Here is a 22,915-nt window from a genome sequence, read left to right on the forward strand (position 1 = left end):
AAATACGAAAATGCCCGGCTCAGCCGGGCATTTTTTGTTTGTGGGAGAGGTTCGAGCGCACTTAAGCGTGCAGCGTCTGCAATTCCTTCAGCAGTGCTTCGCCCATGCCGGATGTGCTCACCACGGTTGACCCTTCCGACTTGATATCGGCCGTGCGCAGACCCTTTGCCAGCACCGCGGCGATGGCCTGGTCGACCTTGTCGGCCAACTCGCCCATCTCCAGCGAGTAACGCAGCGCCATGCCGAACGAGGCGATCATCGCCAGCGGATTGGCCATGCCCTTGCCGGCAATGTCCGGCGCCGAACCATGCACCGGCTCATACATTGCCTTGCGCTTTTTGGTCTTGGCATCGACTTCGCCGAGCGAGGCCGAGGGCAGCATGCCGAGCGAACCGGTCAGCATCGCCGCGATATCCGAGAGCATGTCGCCGAACAGGTTGTCGGTAACGATGACGTCGAACTGCTTCGGCCACTTCACGAGGTTCATGCCGCCGGAATCGGCGAGCTGATGCTCAAGCGTGACGTCCTTGTATTCGCGGCCATGCACCTGGGTGACAACCTCGTTCCAGAGCACGCCCGACTTCATGACGTTACGCTTCTCCATCGACGTCACCTTGTTCTGACGCTTGCGGGCGAGATCGAAAGCGACGCGGGCGATGCGCTCGATTTCATAGGTGTCGTAAACCTGCGTATCGACGGCACGCTTCTGGCCGTTGCCGAGATCGGTGATGGTCTTCGGTTCGCCGAAATAGACGCCGCCTGTGAGCTCGCGCACGATCATGATGTCGAGGCCCTCGACGACCTCACGCTTCAGGCTCGATGATTCCGCCAGCGCGGGATAGCACACGGCTGGGCGCAGATTGGCGAACAGGCCGAGATCCTTGCGCAGGCGCAGCAAGCCGGCCTCGGGGCGATGCTCATAGGGCACGCTGTCCCACTTCGGGCCGCCGACGGCGCCGAAGATGATGGCGTCGGCCGCATCCGCCTTGGCCATTGTGGCATCGGTGATAGGGAGCTTGTCGGCATCATAGGCGGCGCCGCCAACCAGGCCGTTCTCGATCGTGAATTTGGCGATGCCCTGGGCATCGATCCAGTCGATCAGGCGCTTCACCTCGGCCATCACTTCAGGGCCGATGCCGTCGCCGGGGAGAAGCAGCAATTTGTGCGTTGCCATATTCAAGTGCCCTTGCAATCCGTTACTGATTGCCGCGAGTGCTAAGACGTCATTGCAGGAATGGCAAGACAGTGTTGCCGAAGGGATGATTGCGGGTGCCGTGAAACCTGCGACATTGCTGACGCAGCGGAGATCCCCGTGACGTCATCTGTGCCTTCCCCGGCGCGCCCTAACCCGGCGTGGCTGATACTCGTCCTGTCGCTCGCGCCGGCCATCGGGCTCGGCATCGGCCGCTTTGCCTATTCGCTGGTGTTGCCCGATATGCGCGACAGCCTGCAATGGTCCTATTCGGCGGCCGGCTTCATGAATACCGTCAACGCCGCGGGCTATCTCGCCGGCGCACTGGTTGCGGCCGGGCTCGGCAGGCGCTTCGGTCTGATCGCGGTGATTCAGGGCGGTACGCTTGCTTGCATCCTGTCGCTCATCATTTGCGGCGTCACCGTGGATTTTACGCTGCTCAGCATCGCGCGGCTGGTCACCGGTTTTGGCGCGGCGGTTTCGTTCGTGGCCGGCGGCGCGCTCGCCGCCACCATCGGCCTCGCTTATCCCGAACGGTCGTCCTATCTGCTCAGTCTGTTTTATGCCGGGCCAGGTATGGGTATCCTCCTGTCCGGTCTGATCGCGCCGTTCGTGCTGCAGGGCTTTGGTCCGGGCTCCTGGTGGATCGTGTGGTTGGTCCTCGGTCTCGTATCGGTCGTGATCGGCCTGCCGCTGTTGCGCCCGCGCGTCGATGCGGCTGATGACACGTCAACGGACGACAAGGCGCCGCTCGCGATCCGCCCGATGTGGATCTACCTCATTGCCTATTTCCTATTTGGCGCGGGCTACATCGCCTACATGACCTTCATGATCGCCTATGTGCGTGATGGTGGCGGAAGCGCCGTGGCGCAGAGTGCGTTCTGGTGCCTGATTGGCGTCAGTTCGTTCGCGTCGCCCTGGCTGTGGCGTAACGTGCTGGCGCGTGGCCAGAGCGGCCGCGCCATGGCAATCATTCTCGGCACCAATGCGGTAGGCGCAGCGATGCCGCTGCTCGGGCATTCGCCTGTGGTGCTCGGCATCTCCGCCGCCATTTTCGGCGTTGCATTCTTCGCGGTGGTTGCGGCGACCACGGCCTTCGTGCGCTTCAACTATCCTCGCGCGGCATGGTCGAAGGCCATCGCGGCGGTGACGATCGTGTTCGGCATCGGCCAGACTCTGGGTCCGATCGCGGTGGGTGCCATTTCGGACGCGACCGGCAGTCTCACATCCGCTCTTGTGGTCTCAGCAGCGACGCTGGTGTTCGGTGCGGTGCTGGCGATGTTCCAGAAGCCGATCAGCTCCCGCTGAAATCGTTATAGCCCTGATCTTCCCAATAGCCGCCTTTGTAGTCGTTGGTGACTTCCATCGCGACGACGTATTTCGGATTCTTGAATCCGAGTTTGGTCGGTACGCGGATCTTCATCGGGAAACCATAGGCCCGCGGCAGGAGTTGGTTGTCGAACTTGAAGGTCATCTGCGTCTGCGCATGCATCGCAGTGGGCATATCGAGCGAGCTCGCATAGTCCTCGGCGCAGCGAAAATGAACCCACTTCGCATTGGTGTCCGCGCCGACCAGTTTCAGGAAGTCGCGCAGCGGCGTGCCCTGCCAGGAGCCGATGGCGCTCCAGCCTTCCACGCAGATATGGCGGGTGATCTGCGATACTTCCGGCAGCTTGTGCAGTTCATCCAGCGTCCAGGACCTCTTGTCCTGCACCAGACCGGACACTTCGAGCTTCCACTCCTTGCCGTCCACATTCGGTGCGTCGTCCTCGGCGTAGAAGGCGTTGAACGGGAACGGACGCTTGATGTCCTTCTCGGAATACGTCGGCGCCAGCGTGTTCGGATTGAAGATTCGGGCCTGAACCATGTCGTTGAACTTCGACATATGCGTCAGCAGGTTTTCAGCCGAGAGACTGTCACTCACGTCGCAGCCGGTGAGCAAAGTCAATGCGCCGAAGCTTGCACCCGACGCGATGAAACGGCGGCGTGACAGATCGGGCATCAGTTTGGTGGCATCCTTGACGAGGAGATTCTTGTCGACGCCGGGAATGATGAGGGAGCGGAGTTTCCTGATCATGGTCGTATCCCTCAGCGTCCGATAATCATTGCACGCAGACTCCTGGGCACGATCAGGGCCAGAGCGACGTGGATGACGAGGAAGCCGACAATGGCGGCCATCATGAAGAAATGCACATAGCGGGCGGTGTCGTAGCCGCCGAACAGCGCAGTAAGATATTGCAGCTGGACGGGCTTCCAGATCGCGAGACCCGACAGCACGATCAGAATGCCGACCACAATGATCCCGGTATAGAGCAGCCTCTGCACCTGATTGTAGGTTGAGAGGTCAGCGTGCGAGAGCTTGCCGGTCAGCGCAGCCTTGGTGTCGTCGAGTACACCCTTCGCCGAGATCGGCAGCAGCTTCTTTCGGAAGCGTCCGGTGACCATGCCAAGAGTGAGATAGACGAGGCCGTTGACCACCAGCAGCCACATGGCGGCGAGGTGCCACATGATGCCGCCGCCGAGCCAACCACCCAGCGTAATGGATGATGAGAATGTGAAATTGAACAGCGGCGAGGCGTTGTAGATCTGCCAGCCCGACATGATCATCAGCACGATCGCGACGGCGTTGATCCAGTGCACGACGCGCACCCAGGCGGGCTGGATGACTTTGGTATTCGTAACTTTGGTTGCGGCGCGGTCGCCGGCGGCTGTGATGCTCGACATAGGCATATCCTGGCTGAGCAGTGGTTCGATTGGTGCTCGGTGACGCGAGTTATTACCAGCTATACGGCATAACCGGTCGTTCGTTACGGCGGCTCCTGTAACAACCCCGGTCGGGCCGGCTCATATCGATCACAAAAAAGCGAGCCGGGCTGCCCCGGCTCGCTCCTTTTGCGCCCCTCGGTATCCTTCGGGGACGCGCGCGCATCCCGTGGGGACAAGTCAGGATGCGCGAACTTGTTGCGCAGAAGCCGGAGATCAGGCTTTCGGCATCAGGACAGTATCGATGACGTGAATCACGCCGTTCGACTGGTTGACGTCGGCGATGGTTACAGTCGAGGAACCGCCCTTGGCATCGACGATCATCACCTTGCCGCCCGAAGCCTTCACGGTCAGCTCTTCGCCTTCCACGGTCTTCAGCTTCTGGCCGTCCTTGAGGTCGGCGGCGTTCAGCTTGCCGGGCACCACGTGGTAGGTCAGGATCTTGGTGAGGGTCGCCTTGCTCTCAGGCTTCACCAGCGTGTCGACGGTACCAGCCGGCAGCTTGCCGAAGGCGGCGTTGGTCGGTGCGAACACCGTGAACGGGCCCTTGCTGGAGAGGGTATCGACCAGGCCGGCGGCCTTCACGGCGGCGACCAGCGTAGTGTGATCCTTCGAGTTGACGGCGTTCTCGACGATGTTCTTCGACGGATACATCGGCGCGCCGCCGACCATGACGGTCTTCTCGCCCGACATTTCGCTCTTCATCATCTTCTTGTCTTCGGCCTGCGCGGGGGCAAGCACGGCGCCAGTGATGGCGAGGGTGCTGAATGCGATGGCCGACAGAAGTGCAATGCGCTTGGACATGGATCGTCTCCCGAGTGATGTAAGTGACCAGCGATCTCGCTGGTGCGATGAATGGCATCAACCGCGGCAATCCCCTGGAGGCCAGATTGCGCCGTCGATGCCCGAGTTACGCGAGGTCTCGGGACCAGTTTCAGGCTATATTTTTCGGTGCCGCTGAAACTTTTGCGGGTGCATTTCGTTCGCGCGAGGCAATCAATGACGAGTGCGATGCATCGCGTTTGATACAATCATGAGCGGAAGTCGCGACGAGATGACGCGACCCGACGGGCTGATCCACCAGATATGGCGGTCCATCCGCCTGCAGGATGCGTTGCCTAGATATGGCCATTCTTGCTAAGGAACGGGACAAATTGACGCGATCGTTGGGCTAGCTGCACCGGTCGCTCCCGCACTCCTGCACCGCGTGACCTTGCCATGAACGCCAATCTGTTTTCTCGCCTGTTCGACAAACTCGACGATGCCTCGCGTCTCGCGATCGAGACGCCGGAGGGTAAGCACATCAGCTACGGCGATCTGATCGCGCTGGCGGGCCAGATGGCCAATGTGCTGGTGGCTCGCGGCGTCAAGCCGGGTGACCGCGTCGCGGCGCAGACCGAAAAGTCGGTGCCCGGTCTGGTGCTGTATCTGGCGACCGTGCGCGCCGGCGCGGTCTATCTGCCGCTCAACACCGCCTATACGCTGAACGAACTCGATTACTTCATTACCGACGCAGAGCCGTCGCTGGTGGTGTGCGATCCCTCGAAGGCCGAGGGCTTTGCCGCTATTGCGGCCAAGGTCGGCGCCAAGGTCGAAACACTGGGGGCAGATGGCAAGGGTTCGCTGACCGATGCCGCAGCGAAAGAGAAGCCGGACTTCAGCACGGTCGAGCGCAAGAACGAAGATCTCGCCGCGATCCTCTATACGTCGGGCACCACCGGTCGCTCCAAGGGCGCGATGCTGAGCCACGACAATCTGGCGTCGAACTCGCTGAGCCTTGTTGAATATTGGCGTTTCACCAGGGACGATGTGCTGATCCACGCCCTGCCGATCTATCACACGCATGGTTTGTTCGTGGCGAGCAATGTGACGCTGTTTGCGCGCGCGTCGATGATCTTCCTGCCCAAGCTCGATCCGGAACTCATCATCAAGCTGATGGCCCGCGCCACCGTGCTGATGGGCGTGCCGACTTTCTACACGCGTATCCTGCAGTCGCCGAACCTGACGAAAGAGACTTGCAGCCACATGCGGCTGTTCATCTCCGGCTCCGCGCCGCTGCTGGCCGATACGCATCGCGAATGGTTCGCGCGCACCGGCCATGCTGTGCTCGAGCGCTACGGCATGACCGAAACCAACATGAACACGTCGAACCCTTATGACGGCGAGCGGGTACCCGGCGCGGTGGGCTTCCCGCTTCCCGGCGTCTCCGTGCGCGTCATCGATCCCGAAACGGCCAAGGAACTCGCGCGCGACACCATCGGCATGATCGAGGTGAAAGGGCCGAATGTGTTCCAGGGCTATTGGCGGATGCCGGAGAAGACCAAGGCGGAGTTCCGCGACGACGGGTTCTTCATCACCGGCGACCTCGGCAAGATCGACGCCAAGGGCTATGTCCACATTCTCGGCCGCGGCAAGGATCTGGTGATCTCGGGCGGCTTCAATGTCTATCCGAAGGAAATCGAAAGCGAGATCGACGCCATGCCCGGCGTGATAGAAAGCGCCGTGATCGGCGTGCCGCATGCAGATTTCGGTGAGGGCGTCACCGCCGTGGTCGTGAGCGACAAGAAGACCGCAATCGACGAGGCCTCCGTGCTCAAGGCGCTGGATGGCCAGATCGCCAAGTTCAAGATGCCGAAGCGCGTGATCTTCGTCGACGATCTGCCGCGCAACACCATGGGCAAGGTGCAGAAGAACGTACTGCGCGATAGCTACAAGGATATCTACTTGAAGTAGGTCCTCGCACGATCCCTCGTGGTGAGGAGGCGCGCAGCGCCGTCTCGAACCATGAGATGCTATGTGTGGCCATACCCTAGATCACATGCTCCGGCGCGAGCGCGCAGGCCGAATTCGGGTCCATCTCGATCTGGATCGTCGCGTGCTCGATGCCGAAGTCGCGCTTCAGGCGTGCGGCGACTTCCATCAGATAGGCATCGCCAGGCGCGCCTGACGGGATCACCATGTGACAGGTCAGTGCCACTTCGGTGGTGCTCATGGGCCAGATATGCAGGTCGTGCACCTGCGCGACGCCGGGGCATTGTTCGAGGTAGCTGCGCACGGCAACGGGGTCGATGCCGCGCGGAACGGCGGCGAGCGACATCGCAGTGGAGTCGCGCAAGAGGCTCCAGGTGCCCCAGACGATCAGCACACAGATGACGAGGCTGGTCAGGGCGTCGATCCACAGCCAGCCGGTGAACATGATAACGATCGCGGCAATGACCACGCCAACCGAGACCGCAGCGTCGGCGACCATATGCAGATAGGCGCCGCGGATGTTGAGGTCGCTGTTGCGGCCCGAGGCAAACAGCCAGGCGGTCACGCCGTTGATGACGATGCCGATGGTCGCGACGATCATCACGGTGATCTCGGCTACCGGTTCGGGATTGAACAGTCTTAGCACGGCCTCCCAGGCGATGGCCCCGACAGCAACCAGCAGGAACACGGCGTTGAAGAGCGCTGCGAGAATTGAGGACCCGCGCAAACCATAGGTGAAGCGCGGCGTTGGCGCGCGCTTTGACAGCACAGCCGCGGTCCATGCCGCGATCAGCCCGAGCACATCCGAGAGATTGTGCCCGGCATCGGCCACCAGCGCCATCGAGCCGCTGGCATAGCCGTAAATCGCCTCGATGACGACGAAGACGGTATTGAGGCTGATGCCGACGGCAAAAGCCATGCCGAAATTAGCGGGCGCATGCACATGTCCGCCGGGACCGTGGGAATGACCGGCGTGATCGCCTTGCGCGTGGTCGTGGCCGGCATGGTCGTGTGTGTGACCGTGGTCGTCATGATCGTGATGTGAGTGCGCCATCGGTGTTCCGTCGCGTGGTCTGACGGCATCCATAGCAAGTTATGATCCGGATACTATTACGGTAGCTGTTGTGCGTCGGCCGCCCTGATTTATGGGGTCATATTAGAGCGATGACAAACCGGCTGCCGACGATGAATAGATAAATTCCAAACGCCATTTCCAGCGCGCGCTTCGACATCGCATGTGCCGCCTTCACGCCGAGCGGCGCCACCAGCAGGCTGGTCGGCATCACCAGCAGCGCGCCGATCAGCGAGACATAACCGACAGCGAAGGGAAGCTGCAGCGCTGCGACATCGGGAAAGCGCGCGGCGGCCGGCCAGCCGGCATAGATGTAGCCGATGGCGCCGGGGATCGAGATCAGCACGGCGAGTGCTGAGGATGTCGCCACCGCCTGATGGATAGGCCGGCCATAAAAGGTCATCAGCAGGTTCGAGAACAATCCGCCGCCAATGCCCATCAGCGTGGAGAGAAGACCGACGAAGAAGCCGTAAATCTTCATCAGTGGGCCGTCGGGCAAGTCGTCGCCGAGCTTCCAGCCGTCGCGCGCGAGCAGCAGCCGTGCCGCCGCGGACCAGGCAACGGCAACGAAAACGATCTTGAACAGCCGCTCCGGGGCATAACGGGCTGTGACGCTGCCGATGACGACGCCGATCAGGATCGGCCACCACCACTTCCGCAGGATCTCAATATCGACGGCGCCTCGGGCCATATGGGCACGGAAGGACCGGATCGAGGTCGGGATGATAATGGCCAGCGAGGTGCCGATACAGAGCGGCATCCGTACTTCCAGAGGCACTCCGGCGATGCGGAAACACTCGTAAAATACGGGGACCAGGATGGCGCCTCCGCCTATCCCGAAGACACCTGCCAGGAAACCGGCCAGTGCGCCGACGGCAATAAGAAGCGCCGCCAGTTCGACAATCTCGGTTACATTGAGCCCAGCCATTCCCGCCCCGATTGCCATTTGCTATCGCATCATGAAGTTCTCATGAATCGCGCTTCACCAAGGCTGTCAGCAACAAGCCCGGCAACTGTCAATACCCGCAAATGCAAGGCTCATTTGAAGCTCTGAACGATTGTTCGGAGTATGTCATTTCGCGATTGCACTGGTTGTTTTGAGTTCGTAAATAGAATTGCTCTACGCGATCCCCAATCGGGCACCGTCTGCCCATTAACCTGTCAAAGTTGCTAAATGACCGCTCGGATCGAACGACCCCTTTCGCCGCATCTCCAAGTGTACCGCTGGACCCTGACGATGGCGCTGTCCATCGTGCATCGCGCTACTGGCGTCGCCTTGTATTTCGGCACCTTGCTTCTTGTCTGGTGGCTGATCGCCGCTGCGTCCGGCCCAGCCGCCTATGCCCATGTACAGGCCTTCACCGGCAGCATCATCGGTCGCCTGATCGCATTCGGCTACACGTGGGCGCTGATCCATCATGCCATGAGCGGCGTCCGCCATCTGGTTTGGGATCTCGGTTACGGTTTCAAGCCATCCGAGCGTGAATGGCTCACCTGGGCGGCATTGATCGGCGGCATCGGCATCACCATCCTGCTCTGGATCATTGCCTACGCGATCGGAGGCGGACGATGAGCGGTTCCAACTCTCCGAAGTCGGTGCGCACGCCGCTCGGCCGCGTCCGTGGTCTCGGCTCCTCGCATTCGGGCACATCAGACTTCTGGCGTCAGCGCCTGACCGCCGTGGCTATGCTGCTGCTGATGATCCCTGTGATCTTCATCGTGATGTCGGTTTTCAGAAGCAATCAGGCCGGCGTGGCGCAGGTCCTTGGTTCGCCTATTGTCGCCATCGTCATGTTGCTCTTCATCGTTGCCAGCGTCTGGCACATGAAGATCGGCATGCAGGTCGTGATCGAAGACTATGTCCATGACGAGAAGATCAAGCTGATCTCGATCATCGGCAACAATTTCTTCTCTGCCGCCGTGGCGCTGGCATCGATCTACGCCATCCTTAAACTTTCATCCGGAGTGTAGCGCATGGCCGTCAACGGCACTGGCGCGAACGGCGTTGGCGGCCCCGCCACCAACGGCCACGCCTATCCCATCGAAGATCACACCTATGACGTCGTTGTCGTTGGCGCCGGCGGCGCCGGCCTGCGCGCGACCGTCGGCTGCGGCGAAGCTGGTCTGCGCACCGCCTGTATCACCAAGGTGTTCCCGACCCGCTCGCACACGGTTGCTGCCCAGGGCGGCATCTCTGCCTCGCTCGGCAACATGCACGAGGACAACTGGCGCTGGCACATGTACGACACCGTGAAGGGGTCGGACTGGCTCGGCGATCAGGATTCCATCGAATATATGGTGCGCAACGCGCCCGATGCCGTTTACGAGCTCGAACATTGGGGCGTGCCGTTCTCGCGCACCGAAGACGGCAAGATCTATCAGCGCCCGTTCGGCGGCATGACCATGGATTACGGCAAGGGCCAGGCCCAGCGCACCTGCGCGGCCGCTGACCGGACCGGTCACGCCATGCTGCACACGATGTACGGCCAGGCCCTGCGTCACTCGGCCGAGTTCTTCATCGAATACTTCGCCATCGATCTGATCATGGACGATCAGAATGTCTGCCGCGGCGTCATTGCACTCAAGCTCGACGACGGCACGCTGCATCGCTTCAAGGCGCAGACCGTCATTCTCGCCACCGGCGGCTATGGCCGCGCTTACGCCTCCTGCACCTCGGCGCATACCTGCACTGGTGACGGCGGCGGCATGGCGCTGCGGGCTGGTTTGCCGCTGCAGGACATGGAATTCGTTCAGTTCCATCCGACCGGCATTTACGGTTCGGGCTGTCTCGTCACCGAAGGCGCGCGCGGCGAAGGCGGTTATCTCGTCAATGCCGAAGGCGAGCGCTTCATGGAGCGTTACGCACCGTCAGCCAAGGATCTCGCCTCGCGCGACGTGGTTTCGCGCGCCATGACCATCGAAATCCGCGAAGGCCGCGGCGTCGGCAAGAAGAAGGATCACATCTTCCTTCATCTCGACCATCTCGATCCGAAGGTGCTGGCCGAACGTCTGCCGGGCATCTCCGACTCGGCGCGCATTTTCGCCGGCGTCGATGTCACCAAGGAGCCGATTCCGATCGTTCCGACGGTGCACTACAACATGGGCGGCATCCCGACCAACTATCACGGCGAAGTCGTCACCAAGAAGGACGGCGACGACAATGCGGTGGTGCAGGGCCTGATGGCCGTGGGCGAAGCTGCCTGCGTGTCGGTGCACGGCGCCAACCGTCTCGGCTCCAACTCGCTGATCGATCTCGTGGTGTTCGGCCGTGCGGCCGCGCTGCGCTGCGCTGAGAAGCTGACGCCGAATGCCAAGCAGCCCGACCTGCCGAAGGACTCGGCCGACCGCGCGCTGAGCCGTCTCGATCACTACCGCTATGCGAAGGGTGGCACTTCGACCGCGAAGATCCGCGAGAACATGCAGCATGTGATGCAGACCAACTGCGCCGTGTTCCGCACTGGTGAAGTGCTGAACGAAGGCAAGGAGTTGATCCACAAGGTGTATGGCGGTATCGGCGATATCGCCGTGTCTGACCGGTCGCTGGTGTGGAATTCGGATCTCATCGAGACCCTCGAATTCGACAACCTGATCACTCAGGCCATCGTCACCATGGACTCGGCTGCGAACCGCACCGAGAGCCGCGGCGCGCATGCGCGCGAGGACTTCTCGGATCGCGACGACAAGAACTGGATGAAGCACACGCTGGCGTGGATCGATGGGGGCGGCAAGACCACCATCGATTATCGCCCGGTGCACGACTACACGATGACCAACGACGTTCAGTACATCGTGCCCAAAGCGCGCGTGTACTAATGATGACAGCGAAGGCTTGAGAGAATGGCTGAGTTCGCACTTCCGAAGAATTCCAAGATCACCGGCGGCAAGGAATGGCCGAAGCCGGCCGGCGCCACGCAGACGCGCGAATTCCGCGTCTATCGCTGGAATCCGGATGACGGCAAGAACCCGTCGGTCGACACCTATCACATCGATACCAACGACTGCGGTCCGATGGTTCTCGATGGTCTGATCTGGATCAAGAATAACATCGATCCGACGCTGACCTTCCGCCGCTCTTGCCGCGAAGGCGTCTGCGGCTCCTGCGCCATGAATATCGATGGCCAGAACACCTTGGCCTGCACCCGTGCGATGGACGAAGTCGACGACGGCGTCATCAAGGTCAATCCGCTGCCGCATCAGCCCGTCGTGAAGGACCTGGTGCCGGATCTCACCAACTTCTACGCCCAGTATGCGTCGATCGAGCCGTGGCTGAAGACCACCACGCCGACCCCGCAGAAGGAATGGAAGCAGAGCCATTCGGACCGCGAGAAGCTCGACGGCCTCTACGAATGCATCCTGTGCGCCTGCTGCTCGACCTCGTGCCCAAGCTATTGGTGGAACAGCGACCGCTTTCTCGGTCCGGCTGCCCTCCTTCAGGCCACCCGCTGGGTCAAGGATTCGCGCGACGAAGCCACCGGCGAGCGCCTCGACAATCTCGAAGATCCGTTCCGGCTCTATCGCTGCCACACCATCATGAACTGCGCCAAGGCGTGCCCGAAGGGTCTCAACCCCTCTGAAGCCATCGCCGAGCTGAAGATGAAGATGGTCGAGCGTCAGGTCTGACGTTTTAAGGATCCGGGTTTGCCGATTGTCTTTGGACAATAAAGTTCTTACTAAACAATAGAGTCCTTACGGCGCCATGACGAAAGTCGCGGCGCCGTAGCTCGTTCAGGGATAGAGCCAATTGTCGGCGCACAAATAGTCGTTTCTGCTCTTCGTCAGCCGCCCATCAAGGGCCGGTATTACGAACCGTAAGGGCCGCCTGCGGGTCGGGTAGCTTTTCCGAAACCGTATAAAATTGTTTGACCTTCTCATGATCCGTCAGGTTTGACGGCCGGTACCCGGCTCGTTGGCACGCACTGCGGCGGCTTGGACCGCTAAGGCGTGTTCGAATGCGTCGGTGTTACCCGGCGCGATGGTGAGTTCGACCCTGATCCCAATCATCGTATCGCCTCGCATCTACGGCCGACGGAAACCCGGCCCTATAACCGGGCCGGGTCCAGCGGCGGATTATGCCTTAGCCACGAACTCCTGCGTGGTGACGGCGTTGGCGTAAAATGGGGCGATCTCGGCGACGAAGTCGTCCTGCTGTTTGCGAGTATAGCCGGCTGACGCGTCGTAGATGACGTTGGTGTGGTAGCCGAGGTCGTGCGCGTTGCGCATCGAAGACTCGACGCACTGTCGCAGCGAGAAGCCGGCGAGGTAGATGTCGAAGATGCGGTTGTTGCGCAGGTAGCCGTCGAGCGTGGTTCCAACAAAAACGCTGCTGCCGCCGGCGCGCTCGCGAACGACATGCTCGCCCGCCGCCGGCTCGAAGCCGGGGAAGAAATCGGCCTGCTCGCCCAGGAACGCGCCATGGTCGCGCGTGATCTTGCGCAGGCCGTACTTGGCCTCGCCCAGCACCTTGAAGGTCGGCTCGAACTTCAGCGCTGCGTGGATCACGTGCAGGCCGCCACGGCGGGCCTCTTCGAGGATGATCTTCGAATTGGCGATAGCGGTGTCGACCTGCTCCCGGTCCTGAAACACCGGATAAATGCCGCCGGTCGGGGAGAGCCAGTCGTTGACATATTCGACCAGGATCAGCGCGCTCTTGGATGGGTCGGTCATGATATCACTCCTTGGAATTCTAGTTGTTAAGCCGCGATCATCGCGCCCTGCTGGCGCAGGTGATCGCGAAACAGGTCGGGATAGGTGTCGATCACGGCGTTCTGGACGCTGGATCGCTCGGCAAGTGCCGCGCGCCACGCCGTCACACGTGGCAGGCCAGCAAAGATCGGGTCCGCTACTTCCGGATCGGTGATCCCGAAATAGCGAAACAGCGGTGCGTAGACCGCATCGACCAGACCAAAGTCCGCCCCGGCGAAATAGGGGCCGTCGCCCAGTTCCGCCTCGATCTTGCTCAGCCGATCACGGAAGGCGGCCCGCTTCGCGTCGGCGGTCGCAATGTCCTTGGCGTGGAGGAACTGCCAGCCCTCCGTAAAGGTCTGGGTGGCGAATTCGATCCAGGCGCGATGCCGCGCACGCAGCAATGCATCGTCGGGGTACATCGCCGCGCCACCCTGCGTCTCGTTCAGATATTCGCAGATAACCACGCTTTCGAAGAGGATCGCATCCTCACCGTTCGGCTGGTGCACCTTCAGCACCGGCACCTTGCCGGTCGGCGACAGGGCCAGGAACCAGTCGGGCTTGGCTGATAGATCGACGTTGACCCGGTCGAACCCCACCCCCTTTTCGAGCAGGACGATCGCGGCACGCTGGACGAACGGGCACAGTGGGTGGCTGATGAGAGTAAGATCGGTGTCGGTCATGATGGTTTCTCCGATGGAGCCGGATGCAGCATCAGAGCGACTGACCACCCGAGACATCGAAGGTAGTGCCGTTGGCCCAGCCCATGTCATCGGACAGGATCGCTGCGACTGCGCCACCGATATCATCGGGTTGACCGGCGCGGCCGAGCGCGATCTTGCTCGCGACGAAGGCATTGGCCTGTTCGTCGTCGCGGACCCGGCCACCGCCGAAATCGGTGGCGATGGCGCCGGGCGCGATGGCGTTGACGCGGATCTGCCGCGCGCCGAGCTCGAGCGCCATGAACCGGGTCAGCGTCTGGAGCCCAGCTTTGGCCGCCGCATAAAGGCCGAAGCTGGCCATCGACGTGCGCGTGAAGCCCGTCGAGACGTTGAGGATGCGTCCGCCATCGGCGATGATCGGTAGCAATGCCTGCGTCAGGAACACCGGTCCGCGCAGGTGCATGTCGATCATCATATCGAACTGTTCCTCGCTTGCGTCAGCGACCTGCACGTGGACGACCGCACCGGCGTTGTTGACCAGATAGTCGAACCGGTCGCTGCCGAAGCGGCTCCGGAGCGTCTCGGCGAAGGATGCGGCGAAGGCCGGGAAGCTTGCTACCTTGGTGACGTCGAGCGCGAGCATCGCCGCTGTGCCGCCCAGCGCCTCGATCTCGCTTACCAGCGTCTGGGCTTCCGCGGCGCCCTGGCGATAGGTGCCGACGATGCCGACGCCGCGACGGGCGAGGTGCAGCGCCATGCTGCGACCGAGGCCGCGGCTGGCGCCGGTAATGAGTGCGATCTTCTGAGACATGGCTACATTCCTTGTGATTTGGATTTTCCGGACGGCGCGCCGCTTAGGCGTCACGTTCGCTGCCAGCCAGATAGGCGCTTGCTGTGTCCAAAGCCCCGCCTGATGCTCTCAATTACTTGCCTGATTGTCTCAGGCTCTTTGCGGACGTGAGGATTGATGTCATACTCCTTGGCATGACCGACAGCCTGAAGCCCCTTTGCGATCTCGCGCTCCGCCACGGGCGGACCGGAATGACCCTCACGCCCATCCCGCGCCTGGAAATCGGCGTCGGACAGGCGACCTCGGGCACGTCGCCATGTCTCTACCGTTCGATGATCTGCTTCATCCTGCAGGGATCGAAAGAGGTGGCCATCCACGACGAGTTGCTGCGCTATGACGCGTCTCAATATCTGGTCAGCGCACTCGATCTTCCCTTGAGCGGACAGATCCATGACGCTGACGACGGCAGTCCTTTTGTGGCGGTTTCGCTGGTCCTTGATCCGGCACTTCTCGCCGAGGTCGCATCGACGATGCCGGCGGTGCGCGACGCGGAATCGCCAGGCAGCGGCATCGCGATCAATCCGATGACGCCCCAGCTACGTGATACGCTGCTACGACTGCTGGCGTTGCTCGACACGCCGGCGGACATCCCGGCGCTCGCGCCGATGGCGGAGCGCGAATTGCTCTATCGTCTCCTGCAAGGCCCGCAGGGGCGACTGTTGCGCCACATCGCCCGCCCGGAAGGCGCGATCGGCGGCATCCGCCGCGCGGTTGAATGGATTCGCGACCGCGGCAACACGCGGCTGCGGATCGAGGCGCTATGCGAAGCCGCCGGCATGAGCCGCGCCAGCCTGCATCGCCACTTCGTCGCGCTGACTGGATTGAGCCCGATCCAGTATCAGAAGCAGATACGCCTTCAGGAAGCACGCCAGTTGCTGCTCGCCGGCGACCATAGTGCCTCCGACGTCGCCTATGCGGTCGGCTATGAAAGCGCCTCTCAGTTCAGCCGCGAGTATCTTCGGCAGTTCGGGGCTCCGCCCGTCCGCGACGTGCGCAAGCTCAGGCAGTCAATCGACAATCAAATGATCAATTAGACGGCTGTCAACTTCGATGCTGTTGACGCCAGGCTGTTCAAGGGATCCGGGGGGCATCGCCCAATGCGAGCCGTCGCGCTGGACTTCCCAAGTCACCATCCTCTCCGGAAAGCGTGAGGCGCAACGTCATGCCGATGGCACAGGACCCAATGATCGGGACGGACGAAGACGGCCGCCTACTAGGGCGTGTACTCATAAATCGAGGATCGTGAGCAAGCTCACCCCATTTCGCTATCCGGCGGATTGCAGACTCAAACCTGACATCGCCTCAGGTCCCTTTGGTGCCAATAAGAGACATGCTCCTTTGGAGTTTCCGCGCAATTCGGTGTCTACTTGCAGGACATTTGGAGGACTGCATGTCGGCGCAGCAATATTCTCGTCGTAGGGCCGTTTCATCCCTGGTTGCTACACTCGCCTGTTCGATGGGCGGCCCCATCTTCGCAACCGCAGAACCAACATTCCCCGACGCGTCGCAAGACTGCACTGGTCCGATTTTCTCCACAACAGGTCCAAACGCCGAGCTTTACGGCGCAAAAGATGGCTATCCCCTTCCCGACATTGGGGAAGCGCGGAGGCAAGGCGGCCCTTGGGAGCCAAGACACCGTGTCGGTGCATTTACCCACATCGACCGAATCTATCCTACACGGCTCATCAAGCGATCTATGATGCCTTGGAAGTTCAAGTGCTCAAAGGCGGAAGTTTACTACAATTTTCAGGGAAGCAAGTTTTCTCCCCTCGACTACATGTCGCGCAATCCGGTTACTGGGCTGCTGATCGCCAAGGACGATCAGATTATCTTCGAGCGCTATCAGTACGCGCGAACTGATCAAGATCGGTTCGTGTCCCAGTCGATGGTCAAGTCAATAACCGGACTGTTGATCGGCATCGCTATCTCAGAGGGTGCGATTAAGTCGGTCGATGATACCCCTGAAATCTATGTGCCGGGCTTTGTAGGTACCGAGTACGGCAGGACACCAATCCGCGATCTGTTGCACATGTCTTCCGGCGTCGATTTCGGTGAAACGAGAGATGGAGGACGCGACCTTAATCGCCTGTGGAACGGCATGGGGATCGCGTTCCCGGAATGGAAGTTGGGCACTGTTAAGAGCATCGTGCAATTCAATCATCGTATCGCCCCATCGGGAACGAGATTTTACTACGCCAGCATCGAAGCCGACGTGCTCGGCATGGTGCTTCAAGGTGCTGTCAACAAGTCAGCCTCCGATTATCTGCGCGAGAAAGTGTGGGAGCCTATCGGCGCGGAAGCCGATGCTAATTGGTTGATAGACGCAGAAGGATTTGAACTAGGGCACTTTGGCTTCAATGCCGTTCTGCGCGATTACGCCCGGCTTGGGCGCTTGCTGGCGCATGATGGCGCATGGGATGGCAAGCAAATCGCTCCGGCGCAATGGATGATTGATGCAACAACAGTCCGAGCCTCGGATCGCTATTTGCTGCCGGGCGCGGCGACGAAAGGATTTGGCTACGGTTATCTCTTGTGGCTGTTTCCCGGCGAGAGGCGACAGTTCGCGTTGTTAGGATACAAGGGCCAGTATATTTGCGTTGATCCGCCCTCTAAGATTGTCATGGTGCACACTGCAATTGAGGACCCGGTACATCGAGCGGAGCCATGGGCCCTATGGTCGGCACTGGTCGATCAGCTAGGCTGACAATAGCTCGCGGCAGACCCGGCATCGACCGCTGTTGGTTATTCGCGTCGCTTTTGACATGTCTGCGGAATGTCCGCTATCCGACTCATTTCGGACCTCAAGTCGGCGTTGCAAATACTAAGATAGGCATGATTCAAGCTCCCGAACCGGGGCCTCGAATCATGAGATATGAACTCACGGACTTTGAGTGGGCTGTCCTCAGACACCGATCAGGACACCGGTCTGCGCAAGCAGGCCGGTGTTCTTTTTTGCTCACGATTTAAGCATATTGCCTCCTCGAACCCGATCCCTCGGAGCCGCGGCGCTATTTCTCGTTGAAAAGGGGACTCGCCAAGGTTGGCACGGGCTGTGCTAGCCTGTGCCTGATAATTGATCAGGGGGAGTTTTTCATGTTTCGTCAGCTGGGTTTGAGCGTCATGGCGGGTGCAGCGCTGCTGGCGTCTGCGCTATCTGCGAGCGCCGACACCGATGTCAAATTCGCGCTCGACTGGAAATTCGAAGGTCCGTCCGCGCCGTATTTCGTTGCGCTCGACAAGGGCTACTACAAGGCCGAAGGCCTCAACGTGACCATCGACTCCGGTCCAGGCTCGGTCGCCGGCATCGCGCGGGTCGCGGCGGGCACCTATCCGATCGGCTTCTTCGACATCAATTCGCTGGCGCGCTTCCGCGACCAGAATCCGGACAAGGACGTCAAGGGCGTCCTCATGGTTTATGACAAGCCGCCCTTCTCGATTGTCAGCATCGCGAAGTCCGGCATCAATGGGCCGAAGGACCTCGAAGGCAAGATCCTCGGCGCACCGGCGCCGGACGGCGCCTTCGCGCAGTGGAAGGCCTTCGTCAAAGAAAACAAGATCGACGACAGCAAGGTGAAGATCGAGAATGTCGGCTTCCCGGTACGCGAGCCGATGCTCGCCGACGGCAAAGTCGATGCGATCACCGGCTTCTCGTTCTCGTCCTACTTCAACCTGATGTCCAAGGGCATCGCCGAGAAGGACATCAAGGTGATGCTGATGTCGGACTACGGCATCGTGCTTTATGGCAACGCCATCATGGTGAACCCCGAATTCGCAAAGGCCAATCCGAAACTCGTCGCTGGCTTCGTGCGCGCAACTGTCAAAGGCATCATCGACACCATCAAGGACCCCGACACGGCCATCAAGTCGGTGATGAAGCGCAACGAGACCGCCGACGAGAAGATCGAACTCGCCCGTCTCAAGATGTCGCTGAAGGACAACTTCGTGACCCCGTGGGTGAAGGCCAATGGCGTCGGCGGCATCGACGAGAAGCGCATGACGGATGCTATCGATCAGATCGCCGTGACCTACGAGTTCAAGAATCCGAAGCCGAAGGCAGGGGATCTGTTCACCTCGGAATATCTGCCCCCAGCCGACGCGCGAAAATTCTAAGCGTCACGACAGAAGGCCAGGTCGTCGCGCATGGAAGCGTTCGTAGATATCGACGGCGTCACGCTCAAATACCGTGGCGCCTCGGGTGACATTGTCGCGCTCCAGGATGCGACGCTCAAAGTCCAGCGCGGCGAATTCGCCGCGGTGGTCGGCCCCTCCGGCTGCGGCAAGTCCACCTTGATGCGGCTTGTCACGGGCCTGCACAAGCCGACGGCCGGCACTATCGCCATCGACGGCAAACAGGTGACAGGCTCGGTCAAAATGGCCGGCATGGCGTTCCAGAACGCCAACATGCTGCCGTGGCGCAAGGTGATCGACAACGTCCTGCTGCCGCTGGAAATCGTAGAACCACATCGCTCGCAGTTTCGTTCCAAGAAAGTGGAGTTCCGCGCCAAGGCCGAGCAGCTTCTGGCTACCGTCGGTCTCGCCGGCTTCAGCGACCGTTATCCCTGGGAATTGTCCGGCGGCATGCAGCAGCGCGTGTCGCTGTGCCGCTCGCTGATCCACGAGCCGGCGCTGCTGATGCTCGACGAGCCCTTCGCCGCCCTCGACGCGTTCACGCGCGAGGAGCTGTGGTGCGTGCTGCGCGATCTCTGGCAGCGACTGGGCTTCACGGTGATTCTGGTGACGCACGATCTGCGCGAGGCGGCGTTCCTCGCCGACAATATCTACGTCATGAGCGCGCGCCCCGGTCACATCGTCCAGATCAAGCCAGTGGATTTCCCGCGCCCGCGCGATCTGCAGGTGACCTATGAAAAGGATTTCGGCGACATCGTGATGGAGCTGCGCATGAAGATCGCACAGGTGCGCCAGTCATGAACCCGCGGACTCTCGAAAAGCTTTCGCCCTGGCTCTTCACCATTGCCATCTTCCTGGTCTGGGAGCTGGCCTGCATCGTCTTCAAGGTCAACACGTCGGTGCTGCAGCCGCCATCGGCCGCCTTTGCGGCGATGTTCAAACTCTGGCGTGTGTTTCTCTATCATTCCTGGGTCACGCTCTGGGTGACCATGGTCGGATTTGCCCTGGCCGTGGGCTTCGGCATCATTCTCGGTCTCGTCGTGGGCTGGTCGCGGGCGATCTATCGCGGGCTCTATCCCGTGATGATCGGCTTCAACACGATCCCGAAGGTCGCCATTGTCCCGCTGCTGATCCTGTGGTTCGGCATCGGCGAAGTGCCGGCAATCGTCACCGCCTTCCTGATTTCGTTCTTTCCGATCGTGGTCAATATCGCCACGGGTCTGGCGACCACCGAGCCGGAACTTGAGGACGTGTTGCGGGCCCTCGGCGCTGGCAAGCTCGACATTATGCTCAAGGTCGGCATTCCACGTGCGCTGCCATATTTCTTCGGCTCGCTGAAGATCGCCATCACGCTGGCTTTCGTCGGTACCGTCGTGTCGGAGACGCTCGGCGCCAATGCCGGGCTTGGCTATCTGATCGCGCTGGAGGGTGCCAGCTTCCGTATGGCGAATGTCTACGCCGCCTTGCTGCTGCTCGCCTTTGAAGGCGTGCTCATGTACGCGGTCTTCGCGGGGATCGAGCAGCATTTCACCAAATGGGCCTTCCGGTCGCAAATGAGCGCGGCCGGCTAACGCCACAGGACCTCCTCCCGCCCACGGCGGGTTCCCGCCCGCGGAGCGGTTGGTGAGACACCGCCCTTGCGCTAGACTGCAGGGAGTCGGGCAGGTGCTGTGAAGACCGAACACCAAAATTCGTTGAGAACGCTGCAATGGATGATGGCTGCATCGCTGGCCCTTCCGCTTGCACTGTTTCTGTTTGCGGCGGCGACGTCGTGGGTGTCGACGCGCGAGATCGCCGACCGCGAGATCGAGCGCGCGCTCGATGTGGCACATGAACACGCGTTGAAAGTGTTCGAGACCATCGATCGCAGCCTGTCCGAAATGAACGAGATCGTGCGCGGTAAATCCGACGACGAGCTGCGTGCGCAATCGGACCAGATGGCGGGCCGGTTGAAGCAGCTCACCGATGCGCTGCCGCAGCTGAAGTCGGTTTGGGTGTTCGACAATAAAGGTCGCGCGCTGGTCAACAGTCTGGATCTAACGCTGCCGGATCTCGATTTCTCTGATCGCGATTATTACAGGGTCCATATCGCAGGTGATGCCGGCACGTTCATCGGTCAATCATTGTTGCCGCGCCCGCCCTATCAGGGGGCGCCGTTCTTTGGTGTGAGCCGCAGGCGGGTCTCGGCCGACGGCAGCTTCGCCGGCGTGGTGCAGGCCTCTGTCTTTCCGGAATATTTCGATCGTTTCTATGCGCGCATCGGCCACGATGCCGGGAGCTTCTTTGCGCTTGGTCTCACCGATGGTTCGATCCTGGCACGTTATCCGCAGCTCGATCGTGAGGTGCGTCTCGATCCCAAGGGGCCCGTGGGCCGCACCCTGTCGGCCCATCCTGCTGGAGGACTGGTCACGCTTGTCTCGCCCGGCGACAATGTCGAGCGCCGTATCGGCTATCAGCAGCTCGCCGGCTATCCGGTCTATGTCGCGGCAGGTCTTGAGACGTCAGCGATCCGTGCGCGCTGGCTGCGCACCATCAGCTATCATCTGATCTTCGGCGTTCCTGCGACGGCATTGCTGTTCCTGTTGCTGGCATTCGCGATCCGTCGCACCCGCCGGCTTAATTTCGAAGCGATGAAACGGCGTGAGGCCGAAGAAGCGCTGAAACATGGCCAGCGGCTCGAAGCACTCGGCCAGTTGACTGGCGGCGTCGCGCATGACTTCAACAATCTCCTCACCGTGATCCGCTCGTCAGTCGATTTGCTGCAACGGCCCGATCTCTCGCTAGATCGTCGTGCCCGCTACATTGCAGCGATCTCCGAAACAGTGAATCGCGCCGCCAAGCTGACAGCGCAATTGCTGGCCTTTGCGCGGCGCCAGACGCTGAAGCCTGAAGTATTCGACGTCGGCCAATGCGTGCATTCGGTGAGCGAGATTATCGGCACGCTGACGGGGGCGCCCATCGAAATTATGACCCATGTGCCCGATGAGGCGTTGTTTGTGGATGCCGATATCGGCCAGTTCGAAACCGCGTTGATCAACATCGCGGTTAACGCGCGCGATGCCATGGCGGGCGAGGGGCGGCTGACGATCGCCGTCAGCGCGGCAGAGCAAGTCCCCGTTGCGCTTGCCCTGAGGTCTGACGGCTATGTGGCGATCTCAGTATCCGACACTGGCAGCGGTATTCCTGCCGATCAGTTCGAGCACATCTTCGAGCCATTCTATACGACCAAGGAAGTCGGGCAGGGCACAGGCCTCGGACTTTCGCAGGTGTTCGGCTTTGCCAAACAATCCGGCGGTGAGGTCGTGGTCGCCAGCGAAGTCGGCAAGGGCAGCACTTTCACGCTTTATCTGCCGCGCGTCTCCGGCGACAGCATCGCGCCGGCGCTGTCGGCGAGCGAAGCGCCCGTCGTCGATGGCCACGGCATGTCGGTGCTGGTGGTGGAGGACAATCGCGACGTCGGGACTTTTGCGACCGATGCGCTGAGCGAGCTTGGCTACACCACGGTGTTGCGGCCGAACGCTCAGGAAGCGCTCGTCGAACTCGCCCGTCATGCCACGCACTATGACGTCGTGTTCTCCGATGTCGTGATGCCTGGAATGACCGGCATCGAACTGGCGCAGGAGATTCGAAAACTCTATCCGGATCTGCCGGTGGTGCTGACCTCCGGCTACAGTCACGTGCTTGCGCAGAACGGCACCTTCGGGTTCGAGCTGCTGCATAAGCCCTATTCGATCGAGCAATTGTCGCGGGTGCTCACCAAGGCCGGCACATGGCGCAAGGCTCAGCGCGAAGCCGTCTGAGTCGCCGGGAACCCG

21 protein-coding genes are annotated in these 22,915 nt (G+C 61.0%); 12 read left to right on the top strand and 9 right to left on the bottom strand.

Translation table 11 applies throughout. The features are described from left to right. Positions 1-61: 61 nt before the first annotated feature. A complete protein-coding gene (leuB, locus tag AB7783_RS24000) occupies positions 62-1,174 on the bottom strand; it encodes a 3-isopropylmalate dehydrogenase (protein ID WP_441278967.1) in 1,113 nt (370 codons plus the stop codon). A gap of 138 nt (positions 1,175-1,312) precedes the next feature. On the opposite strand from leuB, the gene AB7783_RS24005 reads away from it, so the two are divergent. Continuing rightward, positions 1,313-2,500: a YbfB/YjiJ family MFS transporter gene (locus tag AB7783_RS24005; protein ID WP_441278968.1), complete on the top strand. Its 1,188-nt coding sequence runs from the start codon at positions 1,313-1,315 to the stop codon at positions 2,498-2,500. Here the strand turns inward: AB7783_RS24005 and AB7783_RS24010 are convergent. The 3 genes from AB7783_RS24010 to AB7783_RS24020 form a co-directional block, all read right to left on the bottom strand. Further along, positions 2,487-3,269 (bottom strand): molybdopterin-dependent oxidoreductase, encoded by a 783-nt coding sequence (locus tag AB7783_RS24010; RefSeq protein WP_439060328.1) that lies wholly within the window; start codon positions 3,267-3,269, stop codon positions 2,487-2,489. The genes AB7783_RS24005 and AB7783_RS24010 overlap by 14 nt on opposite strands. An 11-nt stretch (positions 3,270-3,280) precedes the next feature. Further along, positions 3,281-3,916: a cytochrome b/b6 domain-containing protein gene (locus tag AB7783_RS24015; protein ID WP_441278969.1), complete on the bottom strand. Its 636-nt coding sequence runs from the start codon at positions 3,914-3,916 to the stop codon at positions 3,281-3,283. Between the two features lie 255 nt (positions 3,917-4,171). Then, positions 4,172-4,759 carry a fasciclin domain-containing protein gene (locus AB7783_RS24020; protein WP_093757927.1) on the bottom strand — a complete coding sequence of 196 codons (588 nt, stop codon included), beginning with the start codon at positions 4,757-4,759 and terminating at the stop codon, positions 4,172-4,174. A gap of 414 nt (positions 4,760-5,173) precedes the next feature. Here AB7783_RS24020 and AB7783_RS24025 point away from each other — a divergent pair, with 414 nt between their 5' ends. Next, on the top strand, positions 5,174-6,688 hold the full coding sequence (locus AB7783_RS24025) for a malonate--CoA ligase (protein WP_441278970.1): 1,515 nt from the start codon (positions 5,174-5,176) through the stop codon (positions 6,686-6,688). Positions 6,689-6,764: 76 nt separating this feature from the next. Here the strand turns inward: AB7783_RS24025 and AB7783_RS24030 are convergent, their stop codons facing one another. Continuing rightward, the gene (locus AB7783_RS24030; RefSeq protein ID WP_441278971.1) at positions 6,765-7,625 is read right to left on the bottom strand and encodes a cation diffusion facilitator family transporter; all 861 of its coding nucleotides are present in this window, start codon (positions 7,623-7,625) and stop codon (positions 6,765-6,767) included. Between the two features lie 232 nt (positions 7,626-7,857). Beyond that, on the bottom strand, positions 7,858-8,706 hold the full coding sequence (locus tag AB7783_RS24035) for a sulfite exporter TauE/SafE family protein (RefSeq protein WP_441231171.1): 849 nt from the start codon (positions 8,704-8,706) through the stop codon (positions 7,858-7,860). 246 nt (positions 8,707-8,952) lie between these two features. Between AB7783_RS24035 and sdhC the strand changes: the two genes are divergently transcribed. From sdhC to AB7783_RS24055, 4 genes are read left to right on the top strand one after another with little or no spacing between them, the layout of a single operon-like run. Beyond that, positions 8,953-9,351: a succinate dehydrogenase, cytochrome b556 subunit gene (gene sdhC, locus AB7783_RS24040; RefSeq protein ID WP_439060332.1), complete on the top strand. Its 399-nt coding sequence runs from the start codon at positions 8,953-8,955 to the stop codon at positions 9,349-9,351. Next, on the top strand, positions 9,348-9,749 hold the full coding sequence (sdhD, locus tag AB7783_RS24045) for a succinate dehydrogenase, hydrophobic membrane anchor protein (RefSeq protein ID WP_439060333.1): 402 nt from the start codon (positions 9,348-9,350) through the stop codon (positions 9,747-9,749). The genes sdhC and sdhD overlap by 4 nt, the downstream gene beginning before the upstream one ends. Before the next feature lie 3 nt (positions 9,750-9,752). Then, entirely contained in the window at positions 9,753-11,591 is a 1,839-nt protein-coding gene (gene sdhA / locus AB7783_RS24050) for a succinate dehydrogenase flavoprotein subunit (RefSeq protein ID WP_439060334.1), read from the top strand. A gap of 24 nt (positions 11,592-11,615) precedes the next feature. Next, complete coding sequence (locus tag AB7783_RS24055) at positions 11,616-12,398, top strand: succinate dehydrogenase iron-sulfur subunit (RefSeq protein WP_441278972.1); 783 nt, start codon at positions 11,616-11,618, stop codon at positions 12,396-12,398. A 447-nt stretch (positions 12,399-12,845) separates the two neighbouring features. Here AB7783_RS24055 and AB7783_RS24060 read toward each other — a convergent pair whose 3' ends face one another. Genes AB7783_RS24060 through AB7783_RS24070 form a run of 3 tightly spaced genes read right to left on the bottom strand, consistent with a single transcriptional unit; the run spans position 12,846 to position 14,933 of the window. Further along, the gene (locus AB7783_RS24060) at positions 12,846-13,442 is read right to left on the bottom strand and encodes an isochorismatase family cysteine hydrolase (RefSeq protein ID WP_441278973.1); all 597 of its coding nucleotides are present in this window, start codon (positions 13,440-13,442) and stop codon (positions 12,846-12,848) included. 26 nt (positions 13,443-13,468) lie between these two features. After that, positions 13,469-14,143, bottom strand: a complete 675-nt coding sequence (locus tag AB7783_RS24065) for a glutathione S-transferase family protein (RefSeq protein WP_439060336.1) — start codon at positions 14,141-14,143, stop codon at positions 13,469-13,471. A gap of 31 nt (positions 14,144-14,174) precedes the next feature. After that, positions 14,175-14,933, bottom strand: coding sequence for an SDR family NAD(P)-dependent oxidoreductase (locus AB7783_RS24070; RefSeq protein WP_439060337.1), 759 nt, complete (start codon positions 14,931-14,933; stop codon positions 14,175-14,177). A 173-nt stretch (positions 14,934-15,106) separates the two neighbouring features. Between AB7783_RS24070 and AB7783_RS24075 the strand changes: the two genes are divergently transcribed. The 6 genes from AB7783_RS24075 (at position 15,107) to AB7783_RS24100 (ending at position 22,900) form a co-directional block, all read left to right on the top strand. After that, complete coding sequence (locus AB7783_RS24075; RefSeq protein WP_439065513.1) at positions 15,107-16,006, top strand: AraC family transcriptional regulator N-terminal domain-containing protein; 900 nt, start codon at positions 15,107-15,109, stop codon at positions 16,004-16,006. Positions 16,007-16,362: 356 nt separating this feature from the next. Then, positions 16,363-17,676, top strand: a complete 1,314-nt coding sequence (locus tag AB7783_RS24080; protein ID WP_441278974.1) for a serine hydrolase domain-containing protein — start codon at positions 16,363-16,365, stop codon at positions 17,674-17,676. A gap of 389 nt (positions 17,677-18,065) precedes the next feature. After that, a complete protein-coding gene (locus AB7783_RS24085; protein ID WP_246297930.1) occupies positions 18,066-19,082 on the top strand; it encodes an ABC transporter substrate-binding protein in 1,017 nt (338 codons plus the stop codon). Positions 19,083-19,112: 30 nt separating this feature from the next. Further along, on the top strand, positions 19,113-19,901 hold the full coding sequence (locus AB7783_RS24090) for an ABC transporter ATP-binding protein (protein WP_441278975.1): 789 nt from the start codon (positions 19,113-19,115) through the stop codon (positions 19,899-19,901). Then, positions 19,898-20,671 carry an ABC transporter permease gene (locus tag AB7783_RS24095; RefSeq protein ID WP_093757930.1) on the top strand — a complete coding sequence of 258 codons (774 nt, stop codon included), beginning with the start codon at positions 19,898-19,900 and terminating at the stop codon, positions 20,669-20,671. The genes AB7783_RS24090 and AB7783_RS24095 overlap by 4 nt, the downstream gene beginning before the upstream one ends. Before the next feature lie 99 nt (positions 20,672-20,770). Further along, complete coding sequence (locus AB7783_RS24100) at positions 20,771-22,900, top strand: ATP-binding protein (protein ID WP_441278976.1); 2,130 nt, start codon at positions 20,771-20,773, stop codon at positions 22,898-22,900. Positions 22,901-22,915 lie beyond the last annotated feature (15 nt).

The sequence above is a fragment of the Tardiphaga sp. 172_B4_N1_3 genome (assembly GCF_052076035.1).
Lineage (GTDB): Bacteria > Pseudomonadota > Alphaproteobacteria > Rhizobiales > Xanthobacteraceae > Tardiphaga > Tardiphaga robiniae.